Annotated in this window: 16 protein-coding genes; 11 read left to right on the top strand and 5 right to left on the bottom strand. The window is 59.5% G+C overall.

Annotated elements, in window-relative coordinates; all coding sequences use genetic code 11:
• Window positions 1-59 precede the first annotated feature (59 nt).
• The 5 genes from ACR0K1_RS19510 (at window position 60) to ACR0K1_RS19490 (ending at window position 7,053) form a co-directional block, all read left to right on the top strand.
• Window positions 60-1,457 (top strand): hypothetical protein, encoded by a 1,398-nt coding sequence (locus tag ACR0K1_RS19510; protein WP_480851575.1) that lies wholly within the window; start codon window positions 60-62, stop codon window positions 1,455-1,457.
• Window positions 1,457-2,479 carry a glycosyltransferase family 2 protein gene (locus ACR0K1_RS19505; protein ID WP_480851574.1) on the top strand — a complete coding sequence of 341 codons (1,023 nt, stop codon included), beginning with the start codon at window positions 1,457-1,459 and terminating at the stop codon, window positions 2,477-2,479. The genes ACR0K1_RS19510 and ACR0K1_RS19505 overlap by 1 nt, the downstream gene beginning before the upstream one ends.
• Window positions 2,463-3,395, top strand: a complete 933-nt coding sequence (locus tag ACR0K1_RS19500; protein WP_480851572.1) for a sulfotransferase family protein — start codon at window positions 2,463-2,465, stop codon at window positions 3,393-3,395. Before ACR0K1_RS19505 ends, ACR0K1_RS19500 begins: the two co-directional genes overlap by 17 nt.
• Window positions 3,396-3,595: 200 nt before the next feature.
• Entirely contained in the window at window positions 3,596-4,939 is a 1,344-nt protein-coding gene (locus ACR0K1_RS19495; RefSeq protein WP_480851570.1) for a glycosyltransferase 87 family protein, read from the top strand.
• A gap of 8 nt (window positions 4,940-4,947) precedes the next feature.
• Window positions 4,948-7,053, top strand: a complete 2,106-nt coding sequence (locus ACR0K1_RS19490; protein ID WP_480851569.1) for a glycosyltransferase family 39 protein — start codon at window positions 4,948-4,950, stop codon at window positions 7,051-7,053.
• Window positions 7,054-7,062: 9 nt separating this feature from the next.
• On the opposite strand, the gene ACR0K1_RS19485 is transcribed toward ACR0K1_RS19490, so the two are convergent.
• From ACR0K1_RS19485 to ACR0K1_RS19475, 3 genes are all read right to left on the bottom strand, one after another.
• A complete protein-coding gene (locus ACR0K1_RS19485; protein WP_480851568.1) occupies window positions 7,063-9,030 on the bottom strand; it encodes a hypothetical protein in 1,968 nt (655 codons plus the stop codon).
• 76 nt (window positions 9,031-9,106) lie between these two features.
• Window positions 9,107-10,600, bottom strand: coding sequence for an NAD(P)/FAD-dependent oxidoreductase (locus ACR0K1_RS19480; RefSeq protein WP_480851566.1), 1,494 nt, complete (start codon window positions 10,598-10,600; stop codon window positions 9,107-9,109).
• A 105-nt stretch (window positions 10,601-10,705) separates the two neighbouring features.
• On the bottom strand, window positions 10,706-11,113 hold the full coding sequence (locus ACR0K1_RS19475) for a hypothetical protein (RefSeq protein ID WP_480851565.1): 408 nt from the start codon (window positions 11,111-11,113) through the stop codon (window positions 10,706-10,708).
• A gap of 150 nt (window positions 11,114-11,263) precedes the next feature.
• Between ACR0K1_RS19475 and rfbF the strand changes: the two genes are divergently transcribed.
• From rfbF to ACR0K1_RS19445, 6 genes are all read left to right on the top strand, one after another.
• Window positions 11,264-12,037 carry a glucose-1-phosphate cytidylyltransferase gene (gene rfbF / locus ACR0K1_RS19470; protein WP_480631434.1) on the top strand — a complete coding sequence of 258 codons (774 nt, stop codon included), beginning with the start codon at window positions 11,264-11,266 and terminating at the stop codon, window positions 12,035-12,037.
• A complete protein-coding gene (locus ACR0K1_RS19465; protein ID WP_480851563.1) occupies window positions 12,019-13,104 on the top strand; it encodes an NAD-dependent epimerase/dehydratase family protein in 1,086 nt (361 codons plus the stop codon). The genes rfbF and ACR0K1_RS19465 overlap by 19 nt, the downstream gene beginning before the upstream one ends.
• Window positions 13,101-14,333 carry a methyltransferase domain-containing protein gene (locus tag ACR0K1_RS19460; RefSeq protein ID WP_480851562.1) on the top strand — a complete coding sequence of 411 codons (1,233 nt, stop codon included), beginning with the start codon at window positions 13,101-13,103 and terminating at the stop codon, window positions 14,331-14,333. The genes ACR0K1_RS19465 and ACR0K1_RS19460 overlap by 4 nt, the downstream gene beginning before the upstream one ends.
• Complete coding sequence (locus tag ACR0K1_RS19455; protein ID WP_480851560.1) at window positions 14,333-15,211, top strand: NAD-dependent epimerase/dehydratase family protein; 879 nt, start codon at window positions 14,333-14,335, stop codon at window positions 15,209-15,211. The genes ACR0K1_RS19460 and ACR0K1_RS19455 overlap by 1 nt, the downstream gene beginning before the upstream one ends.
• Before the next feature lie 32 nt (window positions 15,212-15,243).
• The gene (locus ACR0K1_RS19450; protein ID WP_226689875.1) at window positions 15,244-15,609 is read left to right on the top strand and encodes a GtrA family protein; all 366 of its coding nucleotides are present in this window, start codon (window positions 15,244-15,246) and stop codon (window positions 15,607-15,609) included.
• A gap of 112 nt (window positions 15,610-15,721) precedes the next feature.
• On the top strand, window positions 15,722-17,758 hold the full coding sequence (locus tag ACR0K1_RS19445) for a B12-binding domain-containing radical SAM protein (protein ID WP_480851558.1): 2,037 nt from the start codon (window positions 15,722-15,724) through the stop codon (window positions 17,756-17,758).
• A gap of 9 nt (window positions 17,759-17,767) precedes the next feature.
• On the opposite strand, the gene ACR0K1_RS19440 is transcribed toward ACR0K1_RS19445, so the two are convergent.
• Window positions 17,768-19,819: a hypothetical protein gene (locus ACR0K1_RS19440; protein WP_480851556.1), complete on the bottom strand. Its 2,052-nt coding sequence runs from the start codon at window positions 19,817-19,819 to the stop codon at window positions 17,768-17,770.
• On the bottom strand, window positions 19,816-20,799 hold the full coding sequence (locus ACR0K1_RS19435) for a glycosyltransferase (protein WP_480851555.1): 984 nt from the start codon (window positions 20,797-20,799) through the stop codon (window positions 19,816-19,818). The genes ACR0K1_RS19440 and ACR0K1_RS19435 overlap by 4 nt, the downstream gene beginning before the upstream one ends.
• Between the last annotated feature and the right edge of the window lie 17 nt (window positions 20,800-20,816).

Raw genomic sequence — 20,816 nt, 5'->3', positions numbered from 1 at the left:
ATAAATCATCTTGGAGGGTTGGGGTATTCCTGCTGCTTGCCTTGGCCGTGCTTGCCTGCTTGTCAGCGCTGCTGATCAATGGCGGTCCTCTCTATTATTACGACACCGGCAGCTATATCCGGCAGGGCAACGTGGCGCTGAACACCCTTTTGCCGACGGTTAACGAAGGCGGCGGCGCGGCTGGCGGGATGCGCGCGGATCAGGACAGTACAGCAACCGGTTCCCGGTCGCTGATCTACGGTCTGGTCATGGCCCTGTTCTTTCGCGCCAATGCCCTTACGGCCATTCCGCTCTTTCATCTGGCGGGGGTTTTGCTGGCCGTTTGGCTGTTGGTACGGGCGGCCAACCGGGCGCTGGAGGAATGCCAGAACACAAGCCTGCTGGCTACAGTGCCGCTGTTGGCCGCCGCCATCACCTCATTGCCTTTTTACATCGCCTATATGATGCCGGACATATTCGCGCCCATTCTGCTGATCGTCATAGCGGCGCTGACAGCGTTCGGCCGCACGATGCGGGTTTGGGAATTGCTGCTGATGTCGGGTCTGGCCGCGTTTTCCGTCGTTTCACACCCGTCGCATCTGGCCATTGCGGGGCTTATGGTGCCGTTTGTCATTCTGGCCGCTCTGACTGTCAAAGGTCCGGGGCGCGGGCGGGCCGTGACGCTGGTTGTGATGGTTCTTGCGCTTGCCGTCGCCGAACGCAAAGCCTTTCAGATCACCGTGGAAACCAGAACGGACAAAGAGGTCGTCTATACCCCCCATATCACCGCGCGGCTGATCGTCGATGGACCGGGCATGGACTATCTGAACGAGGTTTGCCCGGATGAAAACATTCCGACCTGCGCCCTGCACGAGGCGCTTTCGTGGTCCGATGACCCCTACCGGCTGACAGCTTCGCATATCATTTTCGAACGCTCCCCCCAGCTTGGGTCATTCCGGCTTATGTCAGCGGAAGACCAGAAAAACGTTGCCCTTTCACAGCGCAAATTCGCCAAGTCGGTGTTTCTTTCGCGCCCCGTCGCCACGTCTCTGGCACTGGCCGAGAACGGCTATCGCCAAATCCTGCGTGACAGCGTCAGGATGACGATCCCGACCGAGCAGGCGCTGGACAATGCCCGCCACCTTGCCCGGCTGGAAGACTCTCAGGTGGATATGATTCAGGGTGGCCTGTTGTCGAAGGATCGCGGGTGGATTGCAGCGGCCGATATTCTGCACGGCACCCTCTATGCTGCATCCTTTGCGGTCATCGTGGTTCTGTTGCTGATACCGCGCAGCGTGCCACGGGACATCAAGCTGTTTGCCCTGTTCATCCTGATCGGAATTGCGGTCAACGCGCTGGTTTGCGGTGGCGTGTCACAGCCGGCGGACCGCTATGGCGCGCGTGTGATGTGGTTATTGCCGTTTACTGCAGTCTTTCTTCTTGTCGTAAGGGTGCAGGGCGCCAAAAAGGATTTGTGATGTCGGATCAGTCTCTGTCCATCAGTGTCGTCATGCCCGCGTACAAGGCCGAGCATCTGTTGCCGCGCGTCCTGACGCCCCTGATTGAAATGCTGAACGCCAGTCAGGTGCAGCAGGTGCTGGTTGTGGACGATCAATCCCCCGACGGCACCGCAGCGCTGGCGCGTGAAATGGGCGCGACGGTTCTGACAACGCCGGTCAATGGCGGGCCGGGGGCGGCGCGCAATCTGGCGGCACAGCACGCCACCGGGGACATCCTGTGGTTCGTCGATTCCGACGTCATCGCCTGGCCTGACGGGCCGGAGCATATCCGCCGGGCCATGTCCGGGGACAATGTCGCGGCGGTGTTTGGCTCGTATGACGATGCGCCGGACGGGCAGTCGTGGTTTTCACGCTACAAGAACCTGCTGCACCGCTATCACCATCAGCGTGCCCGGCGCGAGGCGCGGACCTTCTGGGCCGGGTGCGGGGCCATCCGGCGCGATGTGTTTCTCGAGGTCGGCGGCTTCGATGTAAAAACCTACGAAGTTCCCTCGATCGAAGATATCGAACTGGGCTACCGGATCGCCAATGCCGGATACCGCATCCTTGTGGAACCGCTGTTGCAGGGCAAACACCTGAAAGTCTGGACCATGCGCAACAGCCTGAGCACCGACATCTATTGCCGCGCCCTGCCCTGGGCCCGGCTGATGATTTCGCGCGAAGGGCTGACGGATGATCTGAACACCTCGATGGCCGAACGGGCGCGGGCGGCGATTGCGGGCTTGCTGCTGCTGTCGATATTGGCTTTGCCGTTTTGGCCGGGGGCCTGGCCCCTGCCCGTGCTGCTGCTTGCGGCGGCTCTGGTCGCCAATTTCGATCTGGTGCGTACGATGGCGGGGCATGGCGGGCCGTGGTTCGCGTTCAAATGCCTGCTCTATCATCAGGTCTACTACGTCTATTCGGCCACCATCTATGTCTGGTGCTTGTTCGAATATCACGTGTTGGGGCAGAAGCAGAAACTCCATGTCACTCGGAACTGAAGCTACAGGTCACGCGGCACGGATGCCGGATTTCCTGATCCTCGGGGCCGCACGGGCCGGGACGACGGCGCTGTATAGCTATCTGCGGCAAAACCCGAGCATCTTCATGCCCCCGGCGAAAGAGCCGAATTTCTTCGCGTTCGAGGGGGAGCCGCTGAATTTCGCGGGCCCGGGCGCGGATTACGTCAACAACTCGGTCACACAGATCGGGGATTATCACGCCCTGTTTGCCGATGCCTCGGCAGGCACGGTCTGCGGTGAGGCGTCACCGCTTTATCTGTATGCCCCCAAAGCGCCAGAGCGTATTCACCGCCGCATCCCGCAGGTGCGCATGGTGGTCATTCTGCGCAATCCGATTGATCAGGCCCTGTCCCATTACCTCTATGCGGTGAAGCAGCGGATCGAGCCGCTGGAGGATTTTTCCGCAGCGCTGGATGCCGAAGACGAGCGCCTTGCCGCAGGCTGGCAGCCCCTGTTCGGATATTCCCGCTTTCCGCTCTATGCACAGCAATTGTCGCGTTATTTCAACCTGTTCGACCGCAGCCAGTTCCTGATCCGCACCTATGAAGACTTTCAGAACGACCCGGAAGATGTCCTGGACAACATCACCGCATTTATCGGGGCCGACACCAGTTTCCGACCCGATCTGTCATCGCGGGTCAATGCAGGCGGTGTGCCGCGCAGCCGTCTGTTTCAGGATTTTCTGATGAAACCCAACCCGATCACCGGCATGATCGCCCGTGTCATGTCGCAGGAGCTGCGCTGGAAAATCAGGGACCGCCTGTCGCAGTTCAACCTCAAACGCGAGGTCGAGATGCCGGACCGGGCCCGCGCGATCCTGCGCGAAAGGCTGCTGCCTGAAATCGAGGATCTGGAACACCTGCTAGACCACGATCTGAGCAGCTGGCGGGCCTGATCGCGCCTATGGCAACAATTTCCCGAAAACCCACAGAATGTGCATGCAGCACTCAGCGCTTTGCATTTCTGCCTCGGCGCAGCCGACAATACTTTGATTTTGAGCCGCATGCTTTAGGATAGGCCATGTGTTTTTAGGCCCGTTACACGGTTGATCGTAATTTACGCCGGACAAGGGCGGTTTAATGGTGACGGTTTTTCATGGACAAAATTGACAGAGCAACAGCCTCGCCCGGAAAGACCCCGGACAGCACACCGCGACGCCTGTTCATGAGCCCCGTTCTTGCCCGGCGCGTCACCCTTTGTCTTTCGCTGCTCATGTGTGCCTTGGCGCTGGCCTATCTGCTGCTGAAGATCACACAATTGTCCGCCCTGCCCGCAGGGTATGATTTCCGGTTCATCTGGGTGGCCGGTGATATGTGGCATGCAGGCATAAATCCCTATGGGCCAACCTATCTGGCGCATGGGGAAGCCAATATCGATGTCGGGCATGTCCCGTTTCTGTGGCCCTATCCGCCGACATGGTGGGTGTTTGCCACACCCCTGGGCGCACTGGACCTGAACACGGCAAATGTCGTCTGGAATATCTTCGGCCTTGGCATTGTCATCGCCATGTGCGGCTTGCTGACCAGCGCCTTCACAACCGCCTTTCCCGAGCGCAGCCATATGCTTGCCGAATTCATCGGAGGGCAGATTTATGTCCCCCTCTTCAGCGTGCTGTTCTTTCTTCTGGCCATCCTCGAAGCAACGGCGATCCTGTTTTCCGTTGGCCAGACAACGCTGGTTGCAGGGCTTGGCATTACCCTGATGCTCTGGGGTCGCGTCAGCGGGCGCTTCTTCTTCGATGCTTTGGGGCTGACGCTGGTTTTGCTGAAACCGCAGATCGGTGCGCCCTTCGTGGTGCTGTACCTGTTGTTCGATGCGCAGTCCCGGAAAGTGGTTCTGATGGCCATTCTTCTTTCGGTTCTTCTGACGCTGCCGTCGCTTTTCACCGCCCCCGGCACCATTCTGGATTTCTTCCGCAATCTGGCCGCCTATGACGGCTTTACAATCGCCAACCTGCCGCAATCCATGACCGGCCTGCGGCTGATCATATGGGAGTTCACGGGCCTTGATATCGGCAGCTCTGCGGCAACGGTCATCACGCTCGTAATCATTCTGGCGCTGTGTTACGGCCCCACCCGGCTGACGCGGGCCAGCGACGCCAACGAACACAGCTGGCAGGTTTTCGGACTGGCGAGCGCCGCCATCGTCGCGCTGGCCCCGCTGCATATTTACGACTTTGTGCTGCTGGCCGCCCCGATTGCATTGCTGTTCAGGGGGCGGATCGTCAGCACCCTGTTCGCCGGGCTTGGGGCCTTGCTGATCTGGCGGTCAGAGAATCTTGTCGATGTCTGGGCCTTCCATGTGGAGGGGGTCGAAATCTTTCCAAGCTCGCGTCTGGCGACCATCGGCGCGCTGCTGTTTCTGGTGGCGGTCATTGACACGGTTCTGCGCCTAAACAGCAAAAACGCCAGCGCATCAAATCAGCCTTCACGCGCATGACCGTTTTCATGAACTCATCGCCCGCGCCGTCACGACGGTTGAGGTTTGTGCTTGCCGCTTTTGCAGGACTGGCGGCGGTGCTGATCTTCGCCGGTTCCGCACAGGGGGCCCTGTCCGGTGTCCGCGATCTTGCGCATTGGTGGGTGCTGATGATGGCGCTGTCGCTGGCCGTCTTTTCGCTTTTTGCGCTGAGGGATCTGACACTGCCGGGCCTGATGCTGCTGGTTCTGTTTGTGGGCGGGGCCTCGCAGCTTTATGTGACGCAGCCGCTTTGGTACCCGGCCCTGCGCCTGCCGCCCAGATCGGTCATCGAAATGGCGATGTATGCCATAATTGTCGGGCAGGCCGTCCTTTCCGCCTTTGTGCTGGTCAGACATTCAGGTGGCACCAAAATCTCGCAGGTTATTGGCGCTTTGGGGCCAAAACGCACCGCTGTATTCCTTTTGCTCAGCGGCGCGTTCACCGTGCCGATCCTCAACCATCTGCGCCTGAACGAAATCGACGTATATGTCCTTCAGCTTGTGGCGGGGCTGATCCTTGTGCTCATCAATCTGGTGACGTTGAACGCGTTCGCCGCCACCTTGCCCAAAGGGGTAAAGCTGCCCACGGGCTGGCGATGGGCAGGCTGTATGGCAGCTGTCTTTCTGACTGCAACGCTGGTGCTGGAATGGTTCGCCTTTGAACGGGTTCCCCATGTTCAGGATGAGCTTGCCTATATGTTTCAGGCCCAGACCTATGCGGGCGGTGCCCTGCATGTACCGGCCCTGCCGGAAGGCCCTCGGGCAGCTTTTGAACACTATCTGCTCGACCATCATAACGGGCGTTGGATATCGGTCTTCACACCCGGCTGGCCTGCGATCCTGGCGCTGGGGGTTCTTTTGGGCGCGCCGTGGCTGGTGAACCCGATCCTGGGCGCGGCGTCCATCTTTCTGGCACAAGGAGTGGTGCAACGGTTAACGAATGACCGCACGGCCAGCATCAGCACCCTGATCCTGGCAACGTCCCCCTGGTTCATTGCGATGTCGGCCTCTCTGATGGCGCATACATTCGCGCTGTTCCTGCTTTTGCTGGCGTGGTTTCTGATCCTGCGCGCCGAGGAAGGTGAGCTGAAACGGGCTGTTTTGCCGGTCTTTGTTGCCGGGCTGGCGCTGGGATGGCTATTTCTGACCCGCAATCTCGATGGTCTGCTGCTTGGCATTCTGACCGGTCTGTTCCTGCTGTGGCGCGGCGGTGTTCTGCGCCACCCATTGACCGTGATCAGCTACAGCGCGGGATGTATTGCAACCGGAAGCCTGATCTTTTTCTACAATTACTACTTCACCGGCGATCCGCTGCTGACAACATTGTCGGACTATTATCACCGGGTCTGGATTGATGGCTCCAACGCCTTTGGCTTCGGCCAGAACATCGGCGCGCCGGAAGGCTGGGGCCATATGGAACTGCGCCCGCACGAGCATTCCCTGTTCGAAGGTGCGATTAACACGCTGACAAATATCAGCGCGCTGCATACCGATTTCATGGGCTGGGGGATCGGATCGCTGGTCTTTGTCTGGGTTCTGCTGATCTATGGCCGCATCGATGCAACAGACCGGATGATGCTTGCGATCATTATCGTCGTCGCCGGTGCGCACGCCCTGTATTGGTTCGTCGCCAGCTTCTACGTGGGCCCCCGGTACTGGTTCATGATGATCGCGCCGCTGGTGCTGCTGAGCGCCAAAGGGGTTCTGGAAACCGGCACCCGGTTGGAAGCCGCCGGTCTTGCGTCAGCACCGGACAAGCTGAACGCCGTGCTGCTTATTCTGTGTTTGTTTTCCGTGACAGTCTTTTTGTCTTATCGGGGCGTCACAAGATATCATGATCATCGTACCTATGACGATCACTACCGCTCTGTCGTGCTGCCCGAAACCGAAGGCACAGCCCAGCCGCTTGTGCTTGTTAAACTCAGAAGTCAGCTCGCCTCGGCGCTGTTCTTCAACGATCCGTGGTTCCCGCTGGACAAACCGGTCTACGCCAAGGATCTGGGGGGCGACGCGAATGAGGCCGTGATCCAAGCCTTTCCGGGCCGTCCCGTCCTGTATTACGACGAGCGCGAAGAGACATTTCGTCAGGAATAGGCCGTCCGGCTATCTGACCCCCAACAGCTTTGCGACATCCCAGACCTGGCGCGAACCGTTCTGGGCGCCGCGGCCAAAAATCGTTTCCAGCGGCACTTGATACGCAGGCGCAATGCTGACCGGGGCATCCGCATTGCGAATATCCGCCTCATAGGCGGGCAAATGATTTGTCACCAGAACTCTGCCGTCCAGAGCGTCACCCAGCACTGTTTCACCCGCCGCCAAGGGCGCGGATTCCATGCGGACGAAATAGTTGGGCGTGACGCCAGCCGGAACCGGCCCCCGCGCATAGATATAGACCGAGACGCTTCCCGCCACGTATTGGTCCTGCAACTCGGCGTCGGACCAGACCGGGGGGAAAGCATTCCGGATCAGGGTCGGCGTGACCCGGATCTCATCAAGGTCAAAAAACGGGTCGGCTTCGATTTCAATCGCGATGCGCTGCCCCAGATCCCGGGTCACGGTAAAAGGGCGCAGTGTCTCGGGCCAGCTGAGCCAGGCACCGCAGGCAAGACCCGCCAGCGCCAGGGCAAATGCCGGGGCCGGGGCAGCCTGAACCGGGCGCAATCGCCAGAACACGATCAGCGGCAACACAATCACCGGGGCGAAATGATGCGGCAGAATGCGATAGGCCTGCACGTAGAAGAACAGAACATAGGCCACCGTCATCAGCGTCAGCGTTCTGGACAGCGTGTCCTGCCAGCGCCACGCCAACAGCGCCAGACCGGGTAAAATCCCGCAGGGCAACAGCCAGAACAAGAACCGATGTGTATCGAATATCGTCACATAGCGCAGACGCCGCAGAATGGCGCCTGTGCTGAATTCACCGGAAACACCTGTCAGGCCCGTTTTTTCAAGCACGGCCATGGCCAAAGAGGTCAGCATCAAAACCGCCAGGGCAATCAGCCCGCCCAGGATCACCTGCCTGATGGGCTGGAACCGGCCCAAAAGCAGATGCGCCATCAGGAAGAACCCGATCAGCAGAATGCCGTTCGGTGCCGTGCAAAGGGCCAGTATCGAAACACCTGCCATCCAGCCGAATTTCCCGTCACGGAAGAACAGGATATAGCCCAGAACCCCAAGCAGGATAAGCGGCTCACGCGTCATCGGCATGGCGATATCGGCAAAATACGGGTTGTAGGATGGGTTAAACGCCATCGCAAAAGAAAACAGCAGCAAGCCCGCACCCAGCCCGCAAACAGACCACACGGTCGTGCGGTTATCCGGTTCCCGGATAAAGGCCAGCGTCACGCCGAACAGAACCGCCACGCCGGGCAGATACGCGAACCGAAGGGCGGCTTCGGACGAACCAAACACCCGAATAAAGCTGGTTTGCAGGAAAACCTCGGTCATCATTTTCGGGTTCGGATAGCTGGTCAGCGGCCCGGAATCCGGCGGCCAGAACGGCAGGCCACGGGTGATGAACAGGGCCGCGCTCAGTAGGCTGTGCGCCCCGTCATCGTTGAGCGCTTCCCAATAGAATTTGGGCGTCAGCAACAGCAAGACCAGCAGGGGCAGCAGCACCATGCCAGCCACATCCAGCCCCCGGCCCCGAAAGATGTCCGACGCAGTCTTTCCCCGGGTTAAGGCAATCCCGGGCAGACAAAGCAGAGCGGTCAGCAGGATAAAACCCGTTCCCGTCATCTGGATGCCGCTGAGGGCCTGGACGATGGCCGCAAGCGTGGATACGCCGAACAGCGAGAGCGTAAATCCTTTTAGCAGGATAAGTTCGAAACGGTCATCGGGCCGGGCAATTCCCAGCGCCAGCAGCAGACCGGGGGCGAGAATAAGCGCCGAGGCCGACACCGCCACCAGAGGCACCCAAACATACAAAAACAGCGCATCGCCGGCAATGAAATAGGGCGATGGCCCGTCTGCAAACGCGACCTTTGCCGCTATCGGGCCTGCGATATCCTGTCCACTCCAGACAATGCCGACCAGAAACGCCAGCAAGACAAAATATCCAAATTGCTTCACAGTTCCGGTCAATCCGTCCTTTCGAAACGCAGCAGGCTACGTGCCCAAAATAGCCTGCTCAGGTGAGCCCTGAAGCTCACCCGCTCATTCGAGTACGGCTTCCTTTCTCAAACGCTGCATCAGAGGTTTTCTTTTTCGACTTAGCCTCGAATTCCTCGTGGTAGGATCGTTCGACATTGACATCCCAGACGTCGTTTTCCTCGCCCATGATGTTGCGGGCCGCATACATGGCGGACAGCATGGAATGGTCCTGGTTGTTGTATCGATGCAGGCCGTTGCGGCCGACGGTCTGGAAGTTCTCAAGCGTCTTCAGCCAATCACTAACGGTATCCAGCGCTTCCTTGTATTCGCCGTCATAGACCGGATAGGCCTTGGGCTGCCGGATCACGCTAAAGTCTATGACATCCGTCGCTTTGGCCAGGCCCAGCTGTTCCAGTTCGTGGCTGGCAAGTTCCCTGAGCTCCTCATCGGAAGACGACCACAGCCCGTCCCCCTTCTGACAGAAATACTCCATCCCGATGGACGAAGTATTTTCGTCAGGCAGCATTTCCTTGGACCAAGCGCGGAAATTCTGGATGCGCCCGACCTTTACCTTGGGACTGTGGATGTAAATCCAGTTGTCCGGGAACGGATCGGCGTGATCGAGCACCAGAGTCACGATCAGAAAATCGCGATATTTCAGACGGTCGGCGGCCTCGACAACCTCGGGCGGCGGGGGCGGATCAAAGGCATGGATCAGATCGCGCACGGCCATCGAGTTGATGAATTCCTCACCCTCGACCCGCTCGGTTGTTTTGTTACCGCTTTCGTCCCAATGGCGTACATCGATCGAGGTGACACGGTTGCCATCACGGTTCACCTGCACCACTTCGGACCGCATCTTGACGCTGCCGCCCCTTTCCCGGATCAGATCGCGGGTTTTTTCCCACATCATACCGGGGCCCAGACGGGGATATTGGAATTCCTCGATCAGGCTGGCGGTGTCATTGGCACCGGAAATTGCGTTCCAGACCGCCTTGGGCAGGGACAGGTTCTTGATCCGCTGCGCGGCCCAGTCGGCCCGGATTTCCGATGGCGGAATGCCCCAGACCTTTTTGGTGTAGCTGTGGAAGAAATGCATATAGAGCCGTCCGCCAAAGCGGTTGATCACCCATTCTTCAAAAGTGTCTTCCTGCGGCTTGGGGCGCAGCTTCCATTTCACGAAACTGCCGATGATTTTATAGGTCTCATACGGGCCTATATTGCCAAGGGCATTAAAGATGCGCAGCGGGTAATCGTAGAATTTGTTGCGGTAGAAGATGCGGCTCAGGCGTTGCACGGTGATGAAATCATCACCCATCACCTCATGCCACATGTCCTCGACTTCGCGCACTTTTGTGAAAAACCGGTGGCCACCGATATCGAAGCGATAGCCTTTATGGGTTTCGGTGCGGGAAATGCCGCCGACCATATCCGAGGCCTCGTAGACCTTGGGAACATGCGTCTCACTAAGTTTCTGAAGCTCGTGGGCTGCAGTCAACCCGGCAGGACCGCCACCGATAATTACGACAGGAACGGTATCTTTTTGCAAATGACTAACACCCGTACTCAAAAAAACTAACATCAAGCTATAAGAGGATAACATCGATTCACAACAAAATCCTCACAGGCCGCCTAAATATTGAACGCGGGATTTTCATGCGGCCAGTGCGCGCTGAAAAAATGACGCACGGGCCGGGCCGATGGCCCCATAAAAAGTCACCGCATAACCTGTGCCTGTTTTCCCGCCAAAACGGATATCGGCGGGTTGCCCGATCCATAAGCGGGTCCACTGGCAGGGCATCCACCGGCACCGTTCAACGGCTTGAGTTGCAAGGTTTATTTTTTCCACACCGAGGGTGGCGGGAACGACCGTTCCGACCGCCCGGCAAGCATATCGGCAACGATCCCCAAAGCCGTGTTCCCCCCGCGGTACCCAGAGGGTCGCCCGGGCAGCGGCAGGGGTAAAAATCCATCCCGCCACCGGTCGGAAATCCGCATCAACAATGCGATCAACTTCTCCGCATTGTGCGCCCATCAGGATCAGTTCGGCTGCAATTCCCAACCCCCGAACTTCGCTGCCCGGTGAATCTTGACATGGGCATGGTGCTTCCGCCTACTGCGCTTGGATGTTTGCCGGGAACAAGGTCATGGCTGGCCAAGGTTCGTCGTTTACGATTGATGACTGACCCCTTATTGCAAAGGGAGCAATTTTATGAAGTGCGTTATTCTGGCCGGCGGTTTGGGCACCCGGCTCAGCGAAGAAACCGTTAGAATCCCAAAACCCATGGTCGAGATCGGCGAGCGGCCCATCCTCTGGCACATCATGAAAATATATGCGGCGCATGGGATTACAGATTTCATTGTCTGTCTAGGTTACAAAGGCTATGTAATCAAAGAATATTTTGCGAATTTCTTTCTGCACAATTCGGATGTGACGGTCGATCTGGCCAATGGCAAGCTTGAGATCGCAAACAGCAGATCGGAACCGTGGCGGGTGACGCTGGTCGATACCGGCGAAGACAGCCAGACCGGCGGGCGGCTGCGCCGGGTCATGCATCTGCTCAAGGATGAAGAGGCCTTTTGCATGACCTACGGGGACGGGGTCGGCAATGTCGACATCCGGGCGCTAGTCGCGTTTCATAAGAACCACGGCAAACGTGCGACGCTGACTGCGGTTGTGCCGCCGGGGCGTTTTGGCGCGCTGGAACTGGCCGGTGACCAGATCGAGCGTTTCGCCGAAAAGCCAGGCGGCGACGGCGGCTTTATCAATGGCGGCTTCTTCGTGCTGCACCCCTCGGTCGGTGAACTGCTGCATGGGGATCTGGAAATCTGGGAGCGCGATCCGCTGGAAAAACTGGCCGCCGAAGGCGACCTGATGGCTTTCCGCCATCACGGCTTCTGGCAGCCGATGGACACGCTCCGCGATCGTCGTCAGCTCGAGGAACGCTGGCAGGAAGGCAATGCTCCATGGAAGGTCTGGGAATGACGCTGGGTTCCGCTCCGAAAATCATACTGCTTGGCAATCTGGGCTATATTGGCCCGGTCGTGGCTGCGACCTTGCGGAAATCCTATCCCAACGCCAATCTGATCGGCCTTGATCCCGGGTTCTTCTCGGACCGGCTGACCACGCATGATGCCTGGCCCGAACGGTATCTGAACCAACAGATCATCGCTGATATTCGTGACATTGACGCCTCGCTGTTTCAGGGGGCCGATGCGGTTGTTGCGCTGGCCGCCATCTCGAACGATCCGATGGGCGCGCGGTTTGAAACCGTCACCACCGAGATCAATCAGGACGCCATTGTCCACGCCGCGCATCTGGCCGCCGAGGCGGGGGTGTCGCGCTTTGTGTTCGCCTCCAGCTGTTCGGTCTATGGCTTCGCCGAGGGCGATGCCCGATCCGAGGATGCGCCCCTGAACCCGCTGACCGCCTATGCCCGCAGCAAGATCGGGACCGAGCGCGCGCTGGCGGCCATGGACACGCCGGGGATGCTGCGTACCGCGCTGCGTTTTGCCACCGCCTGCGGGCCGTCGCCCCGGCTGCGGCTGGATCTGGTGCTGAACGACTTTGCCGCCTGCGCGGTCACCGCCGGCAAGATCACCGTGCTGAGCGATGGCAGCCCGTGGCGGCCATTGATCGATGTGCGCGACATGGCGCGGGCCATCGACTGGGCGATCACCCGGACCGAAGAGGCCGGTGGCCAATGGCTGGCGGTCAATGCCGGGTCGGATGTCTGGAATTACCAGATCCGCGATCTGGCGCAGGCCGTGGCCGATGCGGTTCCGGGTGCCAGCTATTCGATCAATCCCGATGCCTCGCCCGACAACCGGTCGTACAAGGTCGATTTTTCGCTCTACAGCCAGCTGGCCCCCGCGTATCAGCCGGTTCAGACGCTTGAAGGCACCATTCGGGATCTGCTGCAATTGCTGAACGATATCGGTTTTGGCGATGCCGATTTCAGGTCCTCGCCACTGATGCGGCTGAAGGCGCTCGAAGAGCATATCCGCAATGGCACGCTGAGCGAGGATCTGCGCTGGAGGATGCCGCAATGACACACCCCGCCTGCCGGAGCTGTGGCGCAACCCTGACCCAGACACTGGTCGATCTGGGGCTTTCACCGCTGGCCAACTCCTACGTCCCGCCCGAACGCGCGAATACAGCCTGTCCGCGCTATCCGCTGCACGCCTGGGTCTGCAACGACTGCTATCTGGTTCAGGTCGAAGATGCGGTACCGGCGGATGAGATATTCAACGCGGATTACGCCTATTTCTCCAGTTATTCGGACAGCTGGCTGGCCCATGCCAAGGCTTATGTCCAGAAGATGGTCGCCCGGCTTGATCTGGGACCGGATGATCTGGTGATCGAGATCGCCTCGAATGACGGGTATCTGCTGCAGTATTTCGTCGAACAGGGCATTCCGGTGCTGGGGATCGAGCCATCCGGCAGCGTGGCAAGGGCAGCCGAAGAAAAGGGCGTGCGCACGCTGGTCGATTACTTTGGCGAGGCGCTGGCGCAAAAGGTTGCAGCGGCCGAGAAACCCCCGTCGCTCATCGCCTCGGCCAATGTTCTGGCGCATGTGCCCGATATCAACGATTTCGTTGCCGGGATCGCCACCCTGCTGACGGGTGATGCGGTCTATACGGTCGAATTTCCGCACCTTCTGAACCTGATCAACGAAGTGCAGTTCGACACGATCTACCACGAACATTATTCCTATCTGTCGCTGTTGGCGGTCGAGAAGATCTTTGCCAAAGCGGGCCTGCGCGTGTTTGACGTCGAAGAACTGCCCACCCATGGCGGCTCGCTGCGGGTGTTCGCCTGCCTTGAAGGGGCCAGCCATTCCGAAGGGCCCGGTCTGGCCAAGGTCCGCGCCGACGAAGCAGCGGCGCAGTTTGACCGTCCGGAAGGGTATATGAATTTCACCGGTCAGGTCGAAGCGCTGCGTGATGGGTTGCTCGCCTTCCTGCGCGAGGCCAAAGCCCGGGGGGATACCATCGCCGCCTATGGTGCCGCGGCCAAGGGCAACACATTGCTGAACTATGCCGGGATCGGCCCCGATCTGATTTCCTACTGCGTCGACCGCAACCCGGCCAAGCAGAACACCCTGCTGCCCGGCAGCCATATCCCCGTGCACGGGGTCGAGGCGCTGCGCGAGGCACCGCCCAATTACGTGTTGATCCTGCCCTGGAATATTCGGGACGAGGTCACGGATCAGCTGGCCGACCTCAAGGCCCATGGCACCCGGTTCGCCACCGCCGTGCCCGAAGTGCGGATCAGCTGATGGCACGGGTTCTGCTGACCGGCGCAACCGGCCTGATCGGGCGCGCGACGGCCTCGGCTCTGACCAAGGCGGGGCATGAGGTGATCACGCTGGGCCGGAACCCGGCCAGCGACATCACCTGCGATCTGCTGGACCCCGACGCGACGACCAAAGCGCTTGAAACTGCCCGCGCCGGCCACCTGGTTCATCTGGCCTGGCATGACGGGCCGCGCGACCGCTGGACCTCTGGGGCCAATCTGAACTGGATGGCAGCCACGCTGCATCTGGTGCAGGGCTTCGCGCGCGCGGGCGGACAGCGCGCGGTCTGCGCCGGAAGCTGCGCCGAATATAACTGGTCTGTGCCGAAGCTGACCGAAACCAGCCCCTTGCAGCCCCACACTCTGTACGGGGCGGCCAAGGCCGGGACCGGTCTGGCGCTGTGTAAAGCGCAGGATGCGCTTGGCCTGTCGCTGGTCTGGGCGCGCATCTTTTTTGTTTACGGGCCGGGGGAACCACCGGGGCGGTTGCTTGGCGATCTGATCTCGAACCTCCGGGCCGGTCAGCCGGTGGACTGTACCGACGGGCTGCAGGAGCGGGATTTCCTGCATGTGGACGATCTGGCCCGCGCGCTGCTCTGCCTGCTGGAAACGGACGTGACCGGCGCGGTCAATGTGGCCAGCGGCACTGCAATCCCGGTGCGGGAGCTGATCGCAGAGGTCGCAAACCAGATGCACCGCCCCGATCTGATCCGGCTGGGCGCAATCACCCGCGCACCGGACGACCCGGACCGGCTGGCGGCAGACGTGACCCGGCTGCGGGACGAGGCCGGATTTGCGCCGCACCATGATATTGTCTCGGGGGTGACCCGGATTCTTGGGGCCAAAAAGGAACCGGCATGAAACGCGCACCTGTTCTTCGCAAGCAGTCCTTTATGCTTTTCGCCCTGGTCGGCGTGGTGAATACCGCCTTTGGCTTTGCGCTTTTCAGCGTTCTGAATCTTGCGGGCCTGCCGCCGCAGGTGGCCCTGATCCTGGCCTTCATTGTCGGCATGATGTGGAATTTCATGACCCACGCCCGGCTTGTATTCGACACCAAGGGGTTTGGAAAACTACCGCTTTACCTGCTGTCTTACGGGGCGGTTTACATATTCAACGCCCTCTCGCTGGAGGGGTTGCTGATGGCCGGGCTACAGCCAATCGTCGCGCAGGGGCTGGTGGTCCTGCCGGCTGCCGTTCTGGCCTTTATACTTGTTTCCAGGGCACTCACCGAGCGATTTCCGTGGCAGGCAGAGGTCTGATATAGTGATCCTGAAACCGCATATAGAAACACTTTCGATCCACTGCCGGTCTGTCCGGCGTGGCATCATATCGGAGCATATTTATTAATCAGTACCAGAAGGGTAATCGTCGATGCGTCTTTATCTTGCCGATCTTGGTCATAACCTTGTCACCGCAACATCGGACACCTATCCCCTGGGTGTTGGGAATCTTGCGACTTTCGCCAAAGCCTATGCCAAAAGTCCAACGCCGATCGAGGTCGAGATATTTCGCGACCCGCAAGAGCTCAGAACTGCGATCGACACCGCCGCCCCGGATGTGATCGGCTTTTCCAGTTATTCCTGGAACCACCATCTGGCCCTGTCTTTCGCCGATTATATCAAAGCGGTCAGCCCCGACACCCTGACCCTGATGGGTGGCCCCAACTTTCCGCTGACCGAAGACGAACAGGACAGCTGGATCCGGACCATGCCGCAGATCGACATGCATGTGCGCGGTCCTACCTACGAAGGCGAACGCGCCTTTCTCAGTACGCTGCAGCGATTCATCGACGTCGGTGCCCGCCGCGAGGGCATGTGGGAAGAAGCGGTCGATGGCGCGCTTTACGTCCACCCCCAAAGCGGCGAGATCCTGCGGGGGGGCGAACCGCCCCGTATCCGTGATCTGGACGAAATCCCCTCGCCCTATCTTGCCGGATTGATGGACAAGTTCTTCGACACCGGGCTTTTTGCACTGATGCAGTTGGCGCGTGGCTGCCCCTTCACCTGTGCGTTCTGCAACTCGGCGGTCAAATCGAACTCGAAGGTATTCCGCCATTCGTTCGAACGCACCAAGGCTGATCTGGATTACATCGTGGCCCGCATCAACCACGCCAGCCCGCTCTGTTTTGCCGACGACAATTTCGGCATGTATGTGCAGGATGAAGAGGTGGCCGATTATCTGGGCCATCTGATGGAACGGTACGACTGGCCCAAATACATCCGCACAACGACCGGCAAGAACCGGGGCGACCGGATCATCAAGGTGATGCGCAAGGCCAAGGGCCGGTTGCCGATGACCTCGTCGGTTCAGTCTCTGAACCCCGAAGTTCTGAAGAACATCAAACGCGACAATATCAGTCTGGATACCTATGCCGAGGTCCAGCAGGAACTGCATTCAAAAGGCATGCAGTCCTATGGCGAACTGATCCTGTGCATGCCGGGTGAAACCAAGGAATCCTTCATGGATGCGGTGGACAAGCTGATCGAAACCGGAGTCAGCCGGGTGGCTGCACACCAGTTGATGTTGCTGCACGGCGCACCGCTGGCCAATCCCGACAGCCGCGAGAAATTCGGGTTCAAGACCCTGCACCGGGTCGTCGCCCGTTGCCTGGGTAAATATACCGGCCCAACCGTGGTCGAGACCGAAGAAATGGTGGTGCAGTCCGAGAATTTCTCGTTCCAGGACTATCTGGACACCCGTGTTTTCCATCTGCTGCTGACGATCTTCTACTACGAAGACAATTTCGAAGAAGCCTTCCGGCTGGCGCGGTCCCGCGGCATCCGGCCCTTCCTGATCGTCAAACATATGCAGGACATTCTCGCTCAGGCCCCCGAGCCTTTCCGGGATGCGGTGGCCGGATATCTGGAAGAGAACCAGCAGGAACTGTTCGAAACCCGGGACGATTGTGCCGCTTGGGCGCAGGAAAATTATGATGACCTGATTAGCGGAGAACTGGGGGGCAATCTGCTCAGCAAATACTCGATGATTGGCCGGTTCATCGTGCTGGACGAGGCGCTTGATTTCCTGAAACAGGCCATCAGCGACCTTCTGGACAAGGATGACCACCAAGCGCACACGATGCTTGATACGATCATCAATTACTACAGCGCCGTGATGCTGCATGTGCCGTTCTCAGAGAGCCTGGAGCATGAACCCGTCTGGAGTTCGTCCTTCGATGTCGAGGCCTGGCGGAATTCGGGGTATGAAGGCGCATTGCATGATTATCAATTCGATGAGCCGCGCAATTTCCAGACCCAGGTCGATCCGAGAGTGAAAACCACCCTGTTGTCCCGGATCGAAACCTTTGGCGAACACGCCTCGGGGCTGGGGCGGTTTACACGCACAATGTTTGCCAATGATTTCCGGCGCAACTTCGTGAATGGTGATACCCGGCACGCCGCCGAATAATCCTTTCGCCTAGTCGGTGCCTCCCAGATAGACAACCTCGCGCCCGGGGAAGGCTGCGATCACGGCTGCGTTCTGCTCGGGCCCCAGATCGCGCAGGAAGATCGGCTTGTCGGGCGGCAGGAACGGGTCGTTGAGGTAAAGCGCGGACCCGATATTGCGTTGCGAAGACACAAACACCAGCGCATTCCCAATCTCTTCGGCCTGCGCCATCCGTCTGATATCGCCGGAATAGTTGCCGTAGTCCTGATATTTCGAAACACCGCGCCATGTGGTGAAGCTGACGACCGAGACCGCGCATAACAACAGGACAATGCCACCCAGACGACCGTGGTATTTTTCCGGCAGGCGGCGGCGGACCTCTTCAATCCCGGCCCCGGCCAGAACCAGCGCCGGCAGAGCCGCCGTGTACCAGTATCGCGGGCCGATATAGAACCCGCCGATAAACCAGTAAAAGAACAGCGCGCCGATGATGGTGACGAAAACCGCAAGCATCGCCCAGTCGAACCTTGTCAGGCTGTTGCGCCAAAGCAAGGCCACCCAGATCGGTATGAGAGAGCCGAAAACCCAGCCCAGAAGCTCCATATTGAGCGCCGCAAACCCGTGCAGCATGTTGATCAGCCCTTCCAGAGGGCTGTGACCGGGCCACGTGTCAAGCGCGCCAAAGTTTTTCGCTGGCGGCCCGACGGTTGGGCCGAACCCAAAGGCGTTCCCGGTTTCCCCCCAGATGCGGACGAAGTAATCCGCCTGCGGCGTCAGCAAAATCTGGCCGGTGAAGGCATAGTTGAACAGCAGGAAGGCTGACCCGGACAGCACCCCGCCCACGGCATAGGTCGCAACCTGCCCGACCCCGGTGGGAAGGCGGCGCAGCAGCCACAGGCCCGCCAAACCGCCCACGATCACTCCGTCGAGCGGCCGGATCACAAAAACCCAGCCCAGAGCCAGCCCGGCAACAAACGTCAATGCAACACTGCGCAGCGCCGACCCCGGGCCCGCCCGCAGCAGGCACCACAGGCCGACAAGAATCATGAAGACTGTCGCCGAATGCGCCATCAAAGACGCGCCCACCGCCAGAACCCATGGTGAGGTCGCCATCAGCAGGGCCACCAGATCGGCACGCTCCTGACTGACGGTGCGCCGCAGGATGTCATGGGTCAGCCAGACCGAGGCCCCGGTCAGCAGCGGGTTGATCAGCCAGGGTGCCCCAATGAGCACGCCGATGGACAGGATCGCAGACCAGCCCGGCGCAAAGACCGAAAGCCAGCGGTCATCCCGAATATCGAGCAGGAAATACTCCAGCGCAGGCTGGGCGGCCTCGGGCGGGGCCGGGCTCCACAGGGCACCGCTGGCAAAGATGCGGGCCTGGAAAAGATAGCACAGCTCATCCTCTACATGCGGCACGCGGTCAAAGGCCGTCCAGGCGAGTACGGCGCTGGCAAGGGTCGCAAAAAGGGCCAGACCGGACACCGGCAGGCGCGGGGCCTGATCGGGGCCGGAGACGGTGAAAACCGCAATCAGCGTGGCGATCTGCACAAGGGACAAAACGCCCCCGACGCCGATCTGCAGCCCGAAGGCGGTATAGTAGCCATAGTTGATGTAGGGCGTGGCTGACACGCCGAAAGCCGCGATCAGCACCACTAACAGGGCCAGTCGCAATCCCCCGGCCTGCGCGAACAGGCCACGTATTGCCGCCCGACCGGCAGGCCGCATCAGGACAAAAAACGTCAGCCCCGCCTGCGCGGCCAGTACCGCCAGCATGATCAGGTTTTCAGGCGGGTCCGCCGAAATTTCGAGTCTGGGAAACCAAAGCGGCTGTGTCAGCCACAACCTGGCCGCGCTGCCCAAAAGCACCACCGCGCCCAAAAGACCAAACAGCAATTTCCCGCGAGACCAGAACACAGCCAGCAAAAGCACCGATGCCGCGGCCATCGCGGCAAACCAGATACGCATCTCGGCCAGCGTGGCGTTTGTAACCGCAGCATCCGCGGCCCAGACCGGCCCGCCGCAGGCCCACAGCGCCACCGCACCACCGCACCACCGCAGTGGAACCAGACATGCTCTCATGCCGAATGCTCGTCTTTGATCAGCGCCGGATCCCGGGCGGGGCCTTCGATGTTGATACGTTCCTGTTCGGTGACAATCGGGCCGCCTCGGACCTGATTGTGGATCGAAGTGATGTATTCTCCCAACATGCCGATGAACAGCATCTGAATCCCCGACAGGAAAAACAGCGCCACGATGATGGTCGTGGTTCCGCGCGGAGCCTGGTTCGGATCAAGGAAATACATCAGCACGGCAAACAGGGAAAACAGAATGCAGCTTGCGGCAATCGCCAACCCGCTGAATGTACAGAACCGCATCGGTGCGCGCGTGAATGAGAAAATGGCATTCAGCGCCTGATCGGTCAGCGCCATCAAGCTGTGTTTCGATAAGCCTCTTTTCCGGGCCCGCCAGACATAAGGCACGATAATCCTGCGGAACCCGCAGCTTGCGATGATGCCACGGATGTACGGATAGTGGTCGTTATGGGACAGGACAGCCTTCAGAACCTTGCGATCGATCAGCTGAAACTCTCCCACCGACGGTTCCAGCCATACATCCGACAACCCATTGACAATAGAGTAAAAAATGCCACGAGCCCTGCGCATCATGAACCCTTCTTCCCGGGTGCTGCGCGCGCCGGCGACGACGTCATATCCGCTTTCCCAAAGCTCGACGAATTCCGGGATCATTTCGGGTGGATCCTGCAGGTCCACCGGCAAAATGACGATAACCGCATCCCCCTCGGCATAACGCAACCCGTTGAAGGCAGACCGGAATACGCCGAAATTCCGCGCATTCACCACCACCTTCACATCGGGGTCGTTATTCGCAATGTCACGAAGGATTTCGACTGTCCGGTCGGTCGACGCATTGTCGATGAAAATATGCTCGCGCCTGTAACCGGGCAGATCCTTGTCGAAAATCGCTTTAACGGTTTCGTAGCAATCCGCGACATTGTCTTCTTCATTGAAACACGGCGAGACAATAGAAATCGTTTTCATATCATTTCTTTGCTTAA

Source organism: Ruegeria sp. F5 (assembly GCF_056533845.1).
This window is presented reverse-complemented; position numbering and strand designations above follow the sequence as displayed.

Bases quoted from the DNA above. Each gene is read 5' to 3' on its own strand.
- ACR0K1_RS19455 (WP_480851560.1), top strand. From the start codon at position 14,333: ATGGCACGGGTTCTGCTGACCGGCGCAACCGGCCTGATCGGGCGCGCG.
- ACR0K1_RS19460 (WP_480851562.1), top strand. From the start codon at position 13,101: ATGACACACCCCGCCTGCCGGAGCTGTGGCGCAACCCTGACCCAGACA.
- rfbF (WP_480631434.1), top strand. From the start codon at position 11,264: ATGAAGTGCGTTATTCTGGCCGGCGGTTTGGGCACCCGGCTCAGCGAA.
- ACR0K1_RS19500 (WP_480851572.1), top strand. From the start codon at position 2,463: ATGTCACTCGGAACTGAAGCTACAGGTCACGCGGCACGGATGCCGGAT.
- ACR0K1_RS19445 (WP_480851558.1), top strand. From the start codon at position 15,722: ATGCGTCTTTATCTTGCCGATCTTGGTCATAACCTTGTCACCGCAACA.
- ACR0K1_RS19490 (WP_480851569.1), top strand. From the start codon at position 4,948: ATGAACTCATCGCCCGCGCCGTCACGACGGTTGAGGTTTGTGCTTGCC.
- ACR0K1_RS19465 (WP_480851563.1), top strand. From the start codon at position 12,019: ATGGAAGGTCTGGGAATGACGCTGGGTTCCGCTCCGAAAATCATACTG.
- ACR0K1_RS19450 (WP_226689875.1), top strand. From the start codon at position 15,244: ATGCTTTTCGCCCTGGTCGGCGTGGTGAATACCGCCTTTGGCTTTGCG.
- ACR0K1_RS19505 (WP_480851574.1), top strand. From the start codon at position 1,457: ATGTCGGATCAGTCTCTGTCCATCAGTGTCGTCATGCCCGCGTACAAG.
- ACR0K1_RS19495 (WP_480851570.1), top strand. From the start codon at position 3,596: ATGGACAAAATTGACAGAGCAACAGCCTCGCCCGGAAAGACCCCGGAC.
- ACR0K1_RS19440 (WP_480851556.1), bottom strand. From the start codon at position 19,819: ATGAGAGCATGTCTGGTTCCACTGCGGTGGTGCGGTGGTGCGGTGGCG.
- ACR0K1_RS19435 (WP_480851555.1), bottom strand. From the start codon at position 20,799: ATGAAAACGATTTCTATTGTCTCGCCGTGTTTCAATGAAGAAGACAAT.